The organism is Endobacterium cereale, assembly GCF_009617585.1.
GTDB classification, from domain to species: Bacteria; Pseudomonadota; Alphaproteobacteria; order Rhizobiales; family Rhizobiaceae; genus Neorhizobium; species Neorhizobium cereale.
This window is the reverse complement of record NZ_WIXI01000046.1, coordinates 118,961-135,364: the sequence shown is the minus strand read 5'-3', so window position 1 is coordinate 135,364 and position 16,404 is coordinate 118,961. Positions and strand designations below refer to the sequence as shown.

14 protein-coding genes are annotated in these 16,404 nt (G+C 59.2%); all 14 read left to right on the top strand.

Going from position 1 to position 16,404, the window contains the following annotated elements:
- The first annotated feature begins 165 nt into the window (after positions 1-165).
- On the top strand, positions 166-732 hold the full coding sequence (locus GAO09_RS17715; protein WP_324185504.1) for a F0F1 ATP synthase subunit delta: 567 nt from the start codon (positions 166-168) through the stop codon (positions 730-732).
- A complete protein-coding gene (atpA, locus tag GAO09_RS17710) occupies positions 732-2,261 on the top strand; it encodes a F0F1 ATP synthase subunit alpha (RefSeq protein WP_153355412.1) in 1,530 nt (509 codons plus the stop codon). Before GAO09_RS17715 ends, atpA begins: the two co-directional genes overlap by 1 nt.
- Positions 2,262-2,291: 30 nt before the next feature.
- The gene (locus GAO09_RS17705; RefSeq protein ID WP_153355410.1) at positions 2,292-3,173 is read left to right on the top strand and encodes a F0F1 ATP synthase subunit gamma; all 882 of its coding nucleotides are present in this window, start codon (positions 2,292-2,294) and stop codon (positions 3,171-3,173) included.
- A 23-nt stretch (positions 3,174-3,196) separates the two neighbouring features.
- A complete protein-coding gene (gene atpD / locus GAO09_RS17700; RefSeq protein WP_153355407.1) occupies positions 3,197-4,654 on the top strand; it encodes a F0F1 ATP synthase subunit beta in 1,458 nt (485 codons plus the stop codon).
- A gap of 77 nt (positions 4,655-4,731) precedes the next feature.
- The gene (locus GAO09_RS17695; protein ID WP_153355405.1) at positions 4,732-5,139 is read left to right on the top strand and encodes a F0F1 ATP synthase subunit epsilon; all 408 of its coding nucleotides are present in this window, start codon (positions 4,732-4,734) and stop codon (positions 5,137-5,139) included.
- A 134-nt stretch (positions 5,140-5,273) separates the two neighbouring features.
- Positions 5,274-6,416, top strand: a complete 1,143-nt coding sequence (locus GAO09_RS17690) for an iron-containing alcohol dehydrogenase (protein WP_235938252.1) — start codon at positions 5,274-5,276, stop codon at positions 6,414-6,416.
- A complete protein-coding gene (locus GAO09_RS17685; RefSeq protein WP_153355401.1) occupies positions 6,416-7,915 on the top strand; it encodes an aldehyde dehydrogenase in 1,500 nt (499 codons plus the stop codon). The genes GAO09_RS17690 and GAO09_RS17685 overlap by 1 nt, the downstream gene beginning before the upstream one ends.
- Positions 7,916-7,921: 6 nt before the next feature.
- On the top strand, positions 7,922-9,046 hold the full coding sequence (locus GAO09_RS17680; protein WP_153355399.1) for a mandelate racemase/muconate lactonizing enzyme family protein: 1,125 nt from the start codon (positions 7,922-7,924) through the stop codon (positions 9,044-9,046).
- Positions 9,047-9,140: 94 nt separating this feature from the next.
- On the top strand, positions 9,141-10,073 hold the full coding sequence (locus tag GAO09_RS17675; RefSeq protein ID WP_153355396.1) for an L-lactate dehydrogenase: 933 nt from the start codon (positions 9,141-9,143) through the stop codon (positions 10,071-10,073).
- A 69-nt stretch (positions 10,074-10,142) separates the two neighbouring features.
- Positions 10,143-11,036, top strand: coding sequence for a LysR family transcriptional regulator (locus GAO09_RS17670; protein ID WP_153355393.1), 894 nt, complete (start codon positions 10,143-10,145; stop codon positions 11,034-11,036).
- 152 nt (positions 11,037-11,188) lie between these two features.
- Positions 11,189-11,668, top strand: coding sequence for a formate dehydrogenase subunit gamma (locus tag GAO09_RS17665; protein WP_153355391.1), 480 nt, complete (start codon positions 11,189-11,191; stop codon positions 11,666-11,668).
- A complete protein-coding gene (locus GAO09_RS17660) occupies positions 11,665-13,221 on the top strand; it encodes a formate dehydrogenase beta subunit (protein WP_153355389.1) in 1,557 nt (518 codons plus the stop codon). Before GAO09_RS17665 ends, GAO09_RS17660 begins: the two co-directional genes overlap by 4 nt.
- The gene (locus GAO09_RS17655) at positions 13,218-13,433 is read left to right on the top strand and encodes a DUF4287 domain-containing protein (RefSeq protein WP_153355386.1); all 216 of its coding nucleotides are present in this window, start codon (positions 13,218-13,220) and stop codon (positions 13,431-13,433) included. Before GAO09_RS17660 ends, GAO09_RS17655 begins: the two co-directional genes overlap by 4 nt.
- Positions 13,434-13,443: 10 nt before the next feature.
- A complete protein-coding gene (gene fdhF, locus GAO09_RS17650) occupies positions 13,444-16,323 on the top strand; it encodes a formate dehydrogenase subunit alpha (RefSeq protein ID WP_153355384.1) in 2,880 nt (959 codons plus the stop codon).
- Positions 16,324-16,404 lie beyond the last annotated feature (81 nt).

Sequence of the window (16,404 nt, the reverse complement as noted above, 5' to 3'; positions counted from 1 at the left end):
GCCCCGCGCGTGTTGCGAGTCCAAACGTCCTATGCTAGACGAACCGCGAATTAAAAAGAACGGCGGGGGGAGGTTCCCTGTTCGTTTCGAGAAAACGAAACGATTTCAAGCGTTTGTTGGACTGCTCAAAACAGGCCTTCCGCTTGGATGATAATCAGGGAATTCGTGCCCGTGGCTGACACATCCCAGCGTATTTCCGGCGTTGCCGAACGTTACGCATCCTCGCTCTTCGAGCTGGCTGTTGAGTCCAATGCAATCGAACAGATTGCTGCCGATCTTGACCGTTTTCAGGCGATGCTTGATGAAAGTGAAGACCTGCGCCGCCTCGTGGTGAGCCCGGTCTTTTCTTCGCAGGAGCAGAGGGCTGCCGTAACGGCGATCGCCGAAAAGGCTGCTCTTGGTGCAGTTGTTTCCAACTTCCTCAAGGTCGTTGCCGGCAATCGCCGCCTGTTTGCGCTGCCGGGCATGATCCGCGCGTTCCGTGAAATTGCTGCAGCTCACCGCGGCGAAATTGTTGCCGAAGTCACTTCGGCGCATGCGCTCACCGTAGCGCAGGACAAAGAACTTAAGACGGCGCTGAAGGGCGTCACTGGCAAGGATGTCACCATCAATGTGACTGTCGACCCGTCGCTTCTCGGCGGTTTGATCGTCAAGGTTGGTTCGCGCCAGATCGACACTTCCCTTCGCACCAAACTTTCCACCCTTAAGCTTGCACTGAAAGAGGTTGGCTGATGGACATCCGCGCCGCGGAAATTTCCGCAATTCTGAAAGATCAAATCAAGAATTTCGGCCAGGAAGCCGAAGTTTCCGAAGTCGGCCAGGTGCTTTCCGTCGGTGACGGTATTGCCCGCGTTTACGGTCTGGACAATGTTCAGGCTGGCGAAATGGTCGAGTTCCCAGGCGGCATCCGCGGCATGGCACTCAACCTCGAAGCCGACAATGTCGGCGTCGTGATCTTCGGTTCCGACCGTTCGATCAAGGAAGGCGACACCGTCAAGCGGACTGGCGCCATCGTTGACGTACCGGTTGGTCCGGAACTGCTCGGCCGCGTTGTTGACGCGCTCGGCAACCCGATCGACGGCAAGGGCCCGATCAATGCGACCCGCCGTTCGCGCGTCGACGTCAAGGCTCCCGGCATCATTCCGCGCAAGTCGGTTCATGAGCCGATGTCGACCGGCCTCAAGGCTGTCGACGCTCTGATCCCGGTTGGCCGTGGCCAGCGCGAGCTTGTCATCGGTGACCGTCAGACCGGCAAGACCGCCATCATTCTCGACACGATCCTGAACCAGAAGGCCATCCACGATAACGGCCCGGACGGCGAAAAGCTGTTCTGCGTCTATGTCGCTATCGGCCAGAAGCGTTCGACCGTTGCCCAGTTCGTCAAGGTTCTGGAAGAGCGCGGCGCCCTGCAGTATTCGATCATCGTTGCTGCGACGGCTTCCGATCCGGCTCCGATGCAGTACCTCGCACCGTTCGCCGGTTGCGCCATGGGCGAATACTTCCGTGACAACGGCATGCACGCCCTGATCGGTTACGACGACCTTTCCAAGCAGGCTGTTGCTTACCGTCAGATGTCGCTCCTGCTGCGCCGCCCGCCGGGCCGCGAAGCTTATCCGGGTGACGTTTTCTATCTTCACTCGCGTCTTCTCGAGCGCGCCGCCAAGATGGGCGACGATGCCGGCAACGGTTCGCTGACGGCTCTGCCGGTTATCGAAACGCAGGGTAACGACGTTTCTGCCTTCATTCCGACCAACGTGATCTCGATCACCGACGGCCAGATCTTCCTTGAAACCGACCTGTTCTATCAGGGCATTCGTCCGGCCGTTAACGTCGGTCTGTCGGTTTCGCGCGTTGGTTCTGCCGCTCAGATCAAGGCCATGAAGCAGGTTGCCGGTTCGATCAAGGGCGAGCTTGCCCAGTATCGCGAAATGGCCGCCTTCGCCCAGTTCGGTTCCGACCTCGACGCCTCGACCCAGCGCCTGCTGAACCGTGGTGCGCGCCTGACGGAACTCCTGAAGCAGCCGCAGTTCTCGCCGCTCAAGACGGAAGAACAGGTTGCCGTGATCTTCGCAGGCGTCAACGGCTACCTCGACAAGGTCGCGGTTTCCGACGTCGGCAAGTTCGAGCAGGGCCTGCTGTCCTACATGCGTGGCGAAGGCAAGCCTATCCTCGATGCGATCCGCACCGAGAAGCAGGTCTCCGACGACACCAAGGCAAAGCTGAAGGCCGCGCTCGACGCCTACGCCAAGTCTTTCGCCTGAAACCGGAACTAGCCCGAGGACCGATAACGGATGCCTTCACTTAAGGATCTGAAAAACCGGATCGCCTCCGTCAAGGCGACGCAGAAGATCACCAAGGCGATGAAAATGGTCGCCGCGGCAAAACTGCGTCGCGCTCAGGAGGCTGCCGAAGCCGCACGTCCCTACGCGGAACGCATGGGCAAGGTTCTGGCTAGCCTTTCGGCTGCCAATGCCGGCAACGCGGAAGCACCTCTGCTTCTGTCGGGCACCGGCAAGGACCAGGTTCATCTTCTTGTGGTCGCCACCGGCGAACGCGGTCTTGCTGGGGGCTTCAACTCCTCCATCATCCGCCTTGCTCGCGACCACGCGCTGAAGCTCCTGTCGGAAGGCAAGACGGTCAAGATCCTGACGGTCGGCCGCAAGGGCAACGACATACTGCGTCGTTCCTTCCGCGAGAACATTGTCGACTACATCACCTTCCGCGAAGTGAAGCAGCTGAGCTTCGTTCAGGCGGATGAGGTGGCGTCGAAGGTGCTGACCATGTTCAACGCCGGCGAGTTCGATATCGCCACGTTGTTCTATGCGCGCTTCCAGTCAGTTATCTCGCAGGTTGCGACTGCCCAGCAGATCATCCCGGCCAAGTTCGACGAGGTTTCGGCAAGCGACAACACGTCTGCCGCGCTTTACGAATACGAGCCGAGCGAAGAGGAGATCCTCGAAGACCTGCTGCCGAAGAACGTGGCTATCCAGATCTTCCGGGCGCTCCTGGAAAACAACGCTTCCTTCTACGGTGCGCAGATGTCCGCAATGGACAACGCGACCCGCAATGCCGGTGATATGATCAACAAGCTGACCCTGTCGTACAACCGTCAGCGTCAGGCGCAGATCACCAAGGAACTCATTGAAATTATCTCCGGCGCGGAAGCGCTCTGAAGTCCTTAGAAAGGGTAAGAAACATGGCTAGAGCAGCTACCCTGAAGACCAGCGCCAAGAGCGCTCCTGCCGCTGCCGGCAAGGTCACCCAGGTTATCGGCGCCGTCGTCGACGTCTCGTTCGAAGGCGCACTTCCGCCAATCCTGAACGCACTTGAAACCGTGAACAACGGCAATCGCCTCGTTCTGGAAGTTGCACAGCATCTCGGCGAAAACTCCGTCCGCACGATCGCCATGGACTCGACCGAAGGTCTGGTTCGCGGTCAGCCTGTTTCCGATACCGGTGCACCGATTTCGGTTCCGGTCGGTGAGCAGACGCTCGGCCGCATCATGAACGTCATCGGCGAGCCGGTTGATGAAGCCGGTCCGCTGGATCGCACCAACCTGCGCTCCATCCACCAAGAAGCGCCTGCCTACGTCGATCAGGCCACCGAAGGCCAGATCCTCGTCACCGGCATCAAGGTCGTCGACCTTCTGGCTCCTTACGCGAAGGGCGGCAAGATCGGCCTGTTCGGCGGCGCCGGCGTTGGTAAGACGGTTCTGATCATGGAACTGATCAACAACGTCGCCAAGGCGCATGGTGGTTACTCGGTATTTGCTGGCGTGGGTGAACGTACCCGCGAAGGCAACGACCTTTACCACGAAATGATCGAATCGAACGTCAACAAGCATGGCGGCGGCGAAGGCTCCAAGGCTGCGCTGGTTTACGGCCAGATGAACGAACCGCCGGGCGCCCGCGCTCGCGTCGCTCTGACCGGTCTGACGATCGCTGAAGATTTCCGCGACAAGGGCCAGGACGTTCTGTTCTTCGTCGACAACATCTTCCGCTTCACACAGGCTGGTTCGGAAGTGTCGGCTCTGCTCGGCCGTATTCCTTCGGCCGTTGGTTATCAGCCGACGCTCGCAACCGACATGGGTCAGATGCAGGAACGCATCACCACGACCACGACCGGTTCTATTACCTCGGTTCAGGCCATTTACGTCCCCGCCGACGACTTGACCGACCCGGCACCGGCAACCTCGTTCGCCCACTTGGACGCAACGACGGTTCTGTCGCGTTCGATCGCTGAAAAGGGTATCTACCCGGCTGTTGACCCGCTCGACTCGACTTCGCGCATGCTCGACCCGCTGATCGTTGGCGAAGAACACTACGAGATCGCTCGTAAGGTTCAGACGACCCTGCAGCGTTACAAGTCGCTCCAGGACATCATCGCCATTCTCGGCATGGACGAACTGTCGGAAGAAGACAAGCTGACGGTTGCCCGCGCCCGCAAGATCGAGCGCTTCCTGTCGCAGCCGTTCTTCGTTGCCGAAGTCTTCACCGGTTCGCCGGGCAAGCTGGTTGCTCTCGAAGACACGATCAAGGGCTTCAAGGGTCTCGTCAACGGCGAGTACGACCACCTGCCGGAAGCTGCCTTCTACATGGTTGGCTCGATCGAAGAAGCCATGGAAAAGGCCAAGAAGCTTCAGGCTGCTGCCTGATCTGATTGACGCCTCGACGGCGCGTGAGAAATGCGCCGTCGGCTCTTGCCTGCAACATCATCTGAAAGTGGACCGTCATGGCCGACACCTTCAATTTTGAACTCGTATCGCCCGAGCGCCTTCTCGTCTCCGAACAGGTGACGGAAGTCGTTATTCCGGCGACCCTCGGCGAGATGACGGTGCTGGTCAATCACGCACCGACGATGACGACCATCAAGCCGGGCGTCGTGACCGTGAAGCTTGCTTCCGGCCAGACGGAAAAATACGTCGTTTTCGGCGGCTTTGCCGATATCCTGCCGACAGGCTGCACGCTGCTCGCCGAATCGGCGATGGCTCTTCAGACTGTGACGCGTGACACGCTGCAGAAGCGTATCGAGCACGCCCAGAAGGAAATCGACAACGCCGACAGCGACGAGCACAAGACAAAGCTCGAGCAGTTCCTTGCCGAACTGACGCATCTGAACAACACGGTTGTCGCGGCCTGAGGCTGCACACCAGTTCAGATCAAATGATGAGGCGGCCTTCGGGTCGCCTTTTTCTTTTGCGGAATTTGCCGTCTTGCGCATCCTGACCGATCAGGCATGTTGATGCCGTCACTTCATGGGGGCGGGTAGCATTGATGTTTTCCAATTCCTTCATTCCAGACATGCGTTTTGGCACGGACGCATTTTCCGAAATCGGAGCGGCTGCCGTCACGCTCGGCGATATTGATCGGGCGCTCGTGGTCATGGACAGCTTTCTGGCTGCATCTGGACTGGCCAACCGGCTGATCGATGATTTGCGCGCGCATGGCATCATCGCCTCCTTATTCGCGGACTTTGCCGGTGAGCCAAAGCTTGCCCATTTACAGGCGGCCATGCGTGCCGCGCGCGGTGCGCAACTGGTGATCGGCGTCGGTGGTGGTTCGGCGCTCGATATCGCAAAGATCACCGCCTGCTGTGCGGCGTCCGGGCAGGATCCGATGTCTTATGCGCTTGCCGCCGGACCGCTGCCAAAAAATCCCTTGAAAAAGATCACGGTGCCCACGACGGCTGGTACCGGCTCGGAGACTTCGGCGACCAATATCTTTACCGGCCCCGAGGGCAAGAAACTCTGGATATGGGGGCCTGAAACCAAGGCTGATCTGGTCATTCTCGATCCGGCCCTGACGATCACGCTGCCACGGCATCTGACGGCATGGTGCGGCATGGATGCCTTCATTCATGCCTTCGAAGCCGCAACCAATCGCAATACCCACACAGGCGCTCAGCTTTACGCTCACGAGGCGATGCGTCTGGTCGGCGGCGCGCTGGAGACGGCGGTGAAGGTTCCGGCCGATCTCGACGCGCGTGGCAGGGTCTTGCTCGGCTCCTGTTATGCAGGCATCGCTATAGACAATTGCGGTACGGCGATTGCACATAATATCAGTCATGCGCTGGCGGGGTTAGCGCCGATCCATCATGGTCTTGCTACAGCGCTGGCTTTTGAAGAGACGCTGCCATGGCTGATTGCTGCCAAAACAGCGGAACTGGATGCCGCCGCCAGGGCGGTTGGTTTAAAATCCGCGGAAGATTTGCCCACCTTTGTCAGTGACCTGATGGATCGCTGCGATATCAGGCGAGCGCTGCCGGCTGCGTTCGATGCCTATTCCGCAGATGATCTCGCCACCGAAATGCGGGCGACAGAAAACCGGCCGATGCGACGTGCGACGGTTCGGGATGTCAGTGACGGCGACGTCGAACGTTTTGCGGCAAGCATTATGTCGCTTCCGAGGTCGCACTGATGACGGCAACCTATACACGGGAGTATTGGGAAGCCAGGTTGGTTTCTCTCAGTCTGGAAGGCCGATGCTTTATCAATGGCGAGCATCGTCATGCCGTTTCCGGTAAGACATTCGTGCGTCCCCGACCCATGGACGGCAAGCCAGGGGCGGTGCTGGCGCGAGGCGAGGCGGCGGATGTCGAGGCGGCAGTTCTGTCGGCTCGCAAGGTGTTCGAAGCCGGCGTATGGCGGCTTAAAGAACCTTCGGAAAAGAAGCGGATCATGCTGCGCTGGGCCAAGCTCATTCGCGCTCATGCCGAGGAACTGGCGCTTCTGGAGACGCTCGATGTCGGCAAGCCGGTGCTTGCCTCGCTGAACGTCGATGTGCGGCTTTGTGCGGATGGCATCCAGTATTATGCAGAGATGATCGACAAGCTCTACGATGAGATCGCTCCGACCGGGCCAAATGCACGTGCGCTGGTTCGAAAAGTGCCGCTCGGTGTCATCGGGGCGATCACGCCATGGAACTATCCGATGATTATCGATTGCTGGAAACTTGGCCCGGCGATCGCGGCGGGCAATTCGGTGGTGCTGAAGCCGGCTGAACAATCGTCCCTGTCGGCCATCCGCCTTGCATCTCTGGCTGTCGAGGCCGGCCTGCCGCCCGGAGTGTTCAATGTTGTCACCGGTTATGGTGAGGAGGCGGGTAAGCCGCTCGCCCTGCATATGGATGTCGACATGATCGCATTTACCGGTTCGACAGCGGTCGGCAAGCTGATCATGGAGTATGCCGCGCAGTCCAATATCAAGCGGGTCGCACTGGAGCTTGGCGGCAAGTCGCCGCTCGTCGTGTTCGCGGATGCCGATCTCGATGCGGCCGCTTCCGCCGTGGCCTGGGGCTGTTTCTACAATTCCGGCGAAACCTGCCATGCTTCTACGCGTCTTTTAGTCCAGCGCTCGGTTCAGGAAAGACTGATCGAAAAGATCGAGGCTGTGACCAGAAACGATATCATGCTCGCCCACCCTTTCGAGCCTTCGGCGCAGATCGGCGCGCTGGTCGAGCAGGGTCATATGGACAAGGTGCTTGGGCTGATCGCTGCCGGGGAGAGGGAAGGGGCGAGGCGTGCTTTCGGTGCCGAACGGGTTTTGTCGGAGACTGGTGGTTATTACATCTCGCCCGGTGTGTTCGTGGACATGACCAATGACATGAGCCTTGCGCGCCAGGAAATCTTTGGGCCGGTGCTGGCCGCAATTCCCTTCGATACGGAGGAGGAGGCGCTGCGGATCGCCAACGATACGATCTATGGGTTGGCTGGCGCTGTGTTCACCAGAGACATGGATCGGGCACATCGGTTTTCCGAAGCGCTGCATGCCGGCACGGTGTGGATCAACACCTATGATATGTCGAATTTTGCCACACCTTTCGGCGGTTTCAAGCAATCCGGTTTCGGGCGGGATCGTTCGGTGCATGCGATCGACAAATATTGCGATTACAAAACGATCTGGCAGCAATTCGGGTGAGGGCATATGAGCCGCATCGCATCGATCAAAATCTCGCACCACCGCTTGCCGCTCGATCCGCCCTTCAAGGCGAGTTGGGATGGCCGGCCACGTCACCATTTCGATGCCACCATTGTGCGTGTGCGTGATGAAGACGGGCGTGAGGGTGTTGGTTCCGGCGACCTCATGAAAGGTTTCGAGGGACACGAGGATCTCTTCATCGGTCATGATCCGCGCCATCTGGAACGACATTACGAGGTCCTGTCGCACATCAATTTTCACTATGGCCGCTGCTGGCCGCTCGATCTGGCGCTGTGGGATCTCGCCGGCAAGGTAACGGGCGAACCGGTCTGGCGAATGCTCGGCGGTCGTGCCGATCGTGTCCGGCTTTACGCGTCTTCCGGTGTGTTGCGTGAACCGGCTGCGATGGCCGCGCAGGCTGAGCATTATCTAGATGACGGTTTTGTCGCGATGAAGGTGCGCTTCTCCTCATCTGCTGGAGGGCGTTTAAGCCGGCGTGAAGACGTCAAGGCACTGGAGGCAATTCGCGCCCGTGTCGGCGATCGGCTGGACCTGATGGTCGACTGCAATCAGGGTTGGCGCATGCCCTGGGATACGACATTGCCATGGAGCTTCAAGGACGCTTTGACCGTGGCCAAGGAACTGGAACGGCTCGGTATCTACTGGATGGAAGAGCCGTTGCACCGGTCCGATCTCGAAGGCATGAGGGCACTCAGGCAAGCAACGTCCGTCCGCATTGCCGGCGGGGAGATGACTCGCGAGCTTTATGAGTTTCGCGAACTCATCGAGAAGCGGGCTTTAGATGTCATCCAGCCGGATGTGGCGTTGGTTGGCGGGATCACCGGCTGCCGGCGTCTGGTTTATCAGGCGCGTGAGGCCGGCATGACCTTCACCCCGCATAGCTGGACCAATGGCATCGGTGTTCTTGCCAACGCGCATCTGACGGCCGGGGCGGGGGACGCGCCTTTCCTTGAATATCCTTACGACAGTCCGGAATGGAGCGAAGCACGCCGGGATTTTCCATTGACCGCGCCGCTGGCCCACAAACGAGGTTGGCTGGAGCTGGGCGAAGCGCCGGGGCTTGGTGTCGTGCTGGATGAGGATCGGCTGAAGGAAACCCAAATTTCGTAACATGTCATGCACTACATATGGCGCACCACTGTAAATCAAAGACTTTATCGTCATCTGCCCTATGTTCGGGATCAGATATCACGGAGTGTTTTGGATGAAGGTCGGTATTATCGGTGCAGGCATGGTCGGCAGTTCGGTGGGCTTTGCGCTTGCTATCACCGGTTATGCCAGCGAGGTCGTCATTATCGACCGCAACGAGGTTTTGGCTATAGCCCAAGCGGAGGATATCGCTCATGCCGTGCCATTCATGTCGGCAACGCGGGTGAGGGCAGGGGGATATGCGGATCTCGCCGGTGCCGGTATCGTTATTCTTGCGGCCGGTGCCAGCCAGAAACCGGGAGAGACGCGGCTTGAGCTACTTGGCCGCAACACGGAAGTGTTTCGGCAGATCGTCGGGCAGGTTCTGGCTGTTGTCAGCAGTCCAATCTTTTTGGTCGCATCCAATCCAGTCGATGCCATGACCTTCATCACCCAGCGTCTGTCCGGCTTGCCGCCACAGCGCGTCATCGGCTCCGGCACGGTTCTCGATACCGCACGATTTCGCAGCCTGATCGCGCGACATCTGAACATCTCGCCGCAATCGATCCATGCGGATGTGATCGGTGAACACGGAGACAGCGAGGTTCTGGTCTGGGAAAGTGCCCGTGCCAGTTCGGTCGATCTTGCATCCTTTGCCGAGCAGATCGGTTCGCCCCTGACAGAAGCAGTTCGCGCCGACATCGACGACAATGTCCGCAATGCCGCCTACAAGATCATCGAGGGCAAGGGCGCGACCTACTATGGTATCGGCGCAGGTATCGCCCGCATCGTGCGCGCGATTGCGCGTGATGAAGGGGCGGTGCTGACGGTGTCGCTGGTGACGGATCATGTTGCCGGCTTCGAGCAAGTGGCGCTGTCCCTGCCGCGCGTCATTGGTGCCGATGGTGTAGTTGCGGACATGCTTCCCGATCTCTCGCAGAACGAGCATGAAGCGCTGAAGCATAGTGCTGACGTTCTCAAACGCATTACGGATGCGCTGCAACTCTGATCCTATGGCAATTGCAAGCTGTTGAATTGAGAAGCAGAACCGGCTAGCCCTTGTTTGGAGGGAGTGGCCATGATCGACAAGCTGGAATTTTTCATTGCGCTGGCGCGAGAGCAGCATTTTGGACGTGCGGCGGAAGAATGCGGTATTTCCCAGCCAACGCTGTCGGCGGCGATCCGGCAACTCGAAGAAAATCTTGGTGTCGGTCTGGTGGTGCGCGGATCGCGTTTCCAGGGCCTTACTCCTGAAGGCCAGCGTGTGCTGGAATGGGCGCGCCGTATCGTCGGCGATACCCGCACGATGCGCGAGGAAATGCGGGCCGCCCGTAAAGGGTTGGCCGGGCATATAAGGCTGGCCGCGATCCCGACGGCGCTGGCCATGATCCCGAAACTGACCGAACCGTTTCAGGCCAAACATCCCGAAGTGACATTTTCTGTCGTCTCCCGCACGTCGCTGCAGGTGCTGAGCCAGCTGGAAAACTTCGAAATCGATGCTGGCCTGACCTATCTCGATAACGAACCGCTCGGTCGCGTCACCAGTGTGCCGCTTTATGCCGAACACTATACGCTGGTCACGTCAGAGGGCACACCGCTGTCCGATCGCAAAGAAGTGACCTGGAAGGATATGGCCGGGCTGCGCCTATGCCTGCTCACACCGGACAACCAGAACCGCCGTATCATCAACCAGCATCTCGCCAGCGCCGGTGTGGATGTGCGTACCATGCTGGAATCCAATTCCATGGTCGTACTGCTGGCGCATGTCGGCACCGGTCGCTGGGCAAGCATCATGCCACGTAACGTCGCGCGATCATTCGGTTTTTCGGCGCAGATCCGCACTATTCCCATCGTCGAGCCGAAGGCCAGCCACGTTGTCGGCCTCGTCGCCACGCATCGTGAGCCGTTCACGCCGCTGGTTTCGGCGCTGTTGCACGAGGCGCGCAATCTCGGCGTTATCGATCCGGATTGATAGAAATGTTCTATCGCGTAACGTAATCGTCCTATTGACCCTTCGCCTAACCTGCTGCGAAACTTTGCAAATGTAAGCGGAGGAGGGTGTGTGTCTGCTCCGGCAGAAGGCATCTCGCTTGCATGAACTGAAGTCGGTTGGGAGGCTGACGAATGAACATGCATCTCGCTGCGGCCGATATGGCCGAGCGTTCGCGCGATATCGTACGCGAACACAAACATCTCGAAGGCCCTTTGCTGCCGATCCTGCATGCGATCCAGGCGGAGTTTGGTTATGTGCCGGAGGACGTGAAGCCGGTGATCGCCGGTGAACTCAACCTTTCACGTGCCGAAGTGCACGGCGTCGTCACCTTCTATCACGAGTTTCGCGACCACCCGGCAGGCCGGCATGTGCTGAAACTTTGTCGGGCCGAAGCCTGTCAGTCTATGGGCAGTGATCGTGTCGCCGATCGGGTGCGGCAGTTGCTCGGTATCGATTTTCACCAGACGACACTGGATGGCGCCGTCACGCTTGAGCCGGTCTACTGTCTGGGCCTTTGCGCCTGCGCGCCAGCCGCCATGCTGGATGGTGAGGTTTACGGCCGGGTGGACGACCACTGTCTTTCCGAAATCGTTGGGGAGATTGGCCGATGACGGTAACAATTTTCGTTCCGCGGGATGCGGCATCTCTAGCGCTCGGTTCTGAGAAGGTGGCGAGAGCAATTCTCGACGAGATCGCCGCCCGGGGCCTGGATGCTCGGGTGGTGCGCAACGGATCTCGTGGCATGTTCTGGCTCGAGCCGCTGGTGGAAGTGCGCACCCAACACGGTCGCGTGGCCTACGGGCCGGCTAAAGCCTCGGACGTGAAATCACTCTTCGATGCCGAATTTTTATCCGGCAATGACCATCCCCTCTGTCTTGGGCCGACGAAGGAAATTCCCTTCCTTCGTCAGCAGACCCGCCTGACCTTCTCCCGCTGCGGCGTGACCGATCCACTCTCGCTCGATGATTATCGGCATTACCAGGGACTGAAGGGCCTCGAAAAAGCCATTGCGATGACGCCTGCCGAAATCGTTGCCCAGGTGACGGACAGCGGCTTGCGTGGTCGTGGTGGTGCCGGTTTCCCGACCGGCATCAAATGGAAGACGGTGATGGAGGCCGCCGGGCCTCAAAAATATATCGTCTGCAATGCCGACGAGGGCGACAGCGCTACATTCGCTGACCGCATGATCATGGAAGGCGATCCCTTCGTTCTGATCGAAGGCATGGTCATCGCCGGCATCGCGACCGGCGCCACCAAGGGTTATGTCTATACCCGCTCCGAATATCCGCATGCGATCGGCACGATGAGAGAAGCGATCGAGATTGCCCGCAAGGCCGGCATTCTCGGGCCATCGGTTCTGGGTTCCGCGCATGCCTTCGATCTGGAAATTCGTTCAGGTGCAGGGGCCTATGTTTGCGGCGAGGAAACCTCGCTGCTGAATTCGCTGGAAGGCAAACGCGGCGTGGTGCGCGCAAAGCCACCACTGCCTGCTCTGCAGGGTTTTCTGGGGCGGCCGACTGTCGTCAATAACGTCATCTCGCTCGCCTCCATTCCGGTCATCATGGATAGGGGTGCCGCCTTCTACAAGGATTTTGGCATGGGCCGCTCGCGCGGCACGATCCCCATTCAGATTGCCGGCAATGTCAGATATGGCGGCCTGTTTGAAACTGCCTTCGGCCTGTCGCTCGGCGAGATCGTCGATCATATCGGTGGGGGTACGGCGAGCGGACGACCGGTGAAGGCGGTGCAGGTAGGGGGACCGCTCGGAGCATATTTTCCGCGCGCACTGTTCGACACGCCGTTCGATTACGAGGCCTTTGCGGCCAAGGACGGCCTGATCGGCCATGCCGGCATCACCGTTTTCGATGACACCGCAGACCTTCTGAAGCAGGCGCGATTTGCCATGGAATTCTGCGCCATCGAAAGCTGCGGCAAGTGTACGCCGTGCCGGATCGGCTCCACGCGTGGTGTCGAAACGGTCGACAGGATCGCCAAAGGCATCGAACCGGAAAAGAACAAGGCGCTGCTGGCCGACCTTTGCAATACGATGAAATTCGGCTCGCTCTGTGCGCTAGGCGGTTTCACACCCTACCCGGTGATGAGCGCGATGACGCATTTTCCAGAGGATTTTTCGCCGACACCGATGGTGGAGGCTGCGGAATGACGGACGCAAAAGTCAAAGGGCCGGCGAGCTATTTTCCGTCGATCGAGAAGACCTACGGAAAGCCGATCGCGCACTGGAAGGATCTGATCCGGCAACATCCTGACAAAAAACATATGGAAATCGTGGCTTGGCTGAAGGCTGAGCATGGTCTCGGACATGGCCATGCGAATGCGCTCGTCGCGCATACGCTGGCTGAACAGAATGGGATCTAGGAGAAGCGCCATGCACCTGATTCAGGAAATCGATTACGGCACGCCCGCCTCGCGCTCGGAAAAACAGGTCACGCTGACGATTGACGGTCGTGCCATCACCGTGCCGGAGGGCACTTCGATCATGCGCGCCTCAATGGAGGCCGGCATCCAGATCCCGAAACTTTGCGCCACCGATATGGTGGATGCCTTCGGCTCCTGCCGGCTCTGTCTGGTGGAGGTCGAGGGACGCAACGGCACCCCGTCCTCCTGCACAACGCCGGTTGCGCCGAACATGGTCGTTCACACCCAGACCGGCCGGTTAAAGGATATCCGGCGTGGTGTGATGGAGCTTTATATCTCCGATCACCCGCTCGACTGTCTGACCTGCGCCGCCAATGGCGATTGCGAATTGCAGGACATGGCAGGCGCAGTCGGTCTTCGCGACGTGCGATATGGTTATGAGGGCGACAATCATGTGCGCACCCGCAACGATGGCGCCATCAACGCCAAATGGATGCCGAAGGACGAATCCAATCCTTACTTCACCTATGATCCTTCGAAATGCATCGTCTGTTCGCGCTGCGTGCGGGCCTGCGAGGAAGTGCAGGGCACGTTCGCGCTGACCATCGAGGGCCGCGGTTTCGAAAGCCGTGTCTCACCCGGCATGCACGAGCATTTTCTCGATTCCGAATGCGTTTCCTGCGGTGCCTGCGTGCAGGCCTGTCCCACCGCGACACTGACGGAAAAGTCAGTGATCGCGATCGGCCAGCCGGAACATTCAGCCGTGACGACCTGCGCCTATTGTGGCGTCGGCTGTTCGTTCAAGGCAGAGATGCGCGGTGAAGAACTGGTGCGCATGGTGCCGTGGAAGGATGGGCAGGCCAACCGTGGTCATTCCTGCGTGAAGGGCCGCTTTGCTTATGGTTACGCCAGCCACAAGGACCGCATCTTCAACCCGATGATCCGCGAAAACATTTCCGATCCCTGGCGTGAAGTCAGCTGGGAAGAAGCCTATTCGCATATCGCCTCGGAATTCCGGCGAATCCAGTATCAGTATGGTCGGGAATCCATCGGCGGCATCACCTCGTCGCGCTGCACCAATGAGGAAACCTTTCTCGTCCAGAAACTGATCCGCGCCGGCTTTGGCAACAACAATGTCGATACCTGTGCCCGTGTCTGCCATTCGCCGACTGGTTATGGGCTCGGCCAAGCGTTTGGCACCTCTGCGGGCACGCAGAATTTCGATAGCGTCGAGCATTCCGATGTTGTGATCGTCATCGGTGCCAATCCCACCGATGGTCATCCAGTCTTTGGGTCTCGCCTGAAGAAGCGCTTGCGGCAGGGCGCAAAGCTGATCGTTATCGATCCGCGCCGTATCGATCTCGTCAAGACGCCGCATGTGGAAGCGGCCTACCATCTGCCGCTATTGCCCGGCACCAATGTTGCGATGATGACGGCGCTGGCGCATGTCATCGTTACCGAAGGTCTGTTTGCCGAAGCATTCATTCGCGAACGCTGCGACTGGTCGGAATTCGAGGATTGGGCGGCCTTCGTTTCGGAAGAGGCGCATAGCCCGGAAGCGACGGAAAAATATACAGGTGTTCCCGCCGGTCTGGTGCGTGGCGCTGCCCGCCTGTTTGCCACCGGCGGCAATGGCGCGATCTATTATGGTCTCGGCGTCACCGAACACAGCCAGGGTTCAACGACGGTCATGGCGATCGCCAACCTTGCCATGGTCACCGGTAATATCGGCCGTCCAGGTGTCGGCGTGAACCCGCTGCGTGGCCAGAACAATGTGCAGGGATCCTGCGACATGGGGTCATTTCCGCACGAACTGCCGGGGTATCGTCATATCTCCGATGATGCCACGCGTGACATTTTCGAAAAACTGTGGGGCGTGACGCTCAACAATGAACCGGGCCTGCGCATTCCAAACATGCTGGATGCCGCGGTAGAAGGCTCGTTCAAAGGCATCTATATCCAGGGTGAGGACATTTTGCAGTCCGACCCGGACACCAAGCACGTGTCAGCCGGTCTTGCCGCGATGGAATGCGTGGTGGTGCATGACCTCTTCCTCAACGAAACGGCCAATTACGCGCATGTTTTCCTGCCCGGTTCGACCTTTCTGGAAAAGGACGGCACCTTCACCAATGCCGAGCGCCGCATCAACCGCGTGCGAAAGGTCATGACCCCGAAGAATGGTTATGCCGACTGGGAAGTGACCCAGAAACTGGCGCAGGCTATGGGGCTGAGCTGGAATTACAGCCACCCGTCGCAGATCATGGACGAGATTGCCGCGACAACGCCGAGTTTTGCGCTGGTCTCCTACGACTATCTCGAAAAGATGGGTTCGGTTCAGTGGCCGTGCAACGAGAAATTCCCCACTGGCTCGCCAATCATGCATGTCGATGGCTTTGTCCGTGGCAAGGGCAAGTTTATCCGCACCGAATATGTCGCGACCGACGAGCGGACCGGGCCGCGTTTTCCGCTTCTGCTGACCACCGGCCGCATTCTGTCGCAATATAATGTCGGGGCGCAGACGCGGCGCACGGAAAACGTCGCCTGGCATGCCGAAGACCGTCTGGAAATCCATCCGCATGATGCCGAGCAGCGCGGTATCAAGGATGGCGACTGGATCAAGCTTGCCAGCCGTTCCGGTGATACGTCTCTTCGGGCACTGATCACCGATCGCGTGGCGCCGGGCGTCGTTTATACGACCTTCCACCACCCGGACACGCAGGCCAATGTCATCACCACGGATTTTTCCGACTGGGCGACCAATTGCCCGGAATACAAGGTGACGGCGGTGCAGGTGTCGCCATCCAACGGCCCGACCGGATGGCAGGAGGATTACGAGGAGCTGTCCCGGCGTTCACGGCGTATCGCCGGCAAGCTGGAAGCGGCTGAATGAGGAGATTTCTTCCGGCTTCCTGTCATTCTGCAGGAATGACGTGCCGCCCGTTGCGTGGGCGGCACCGATGACTATTTTGAC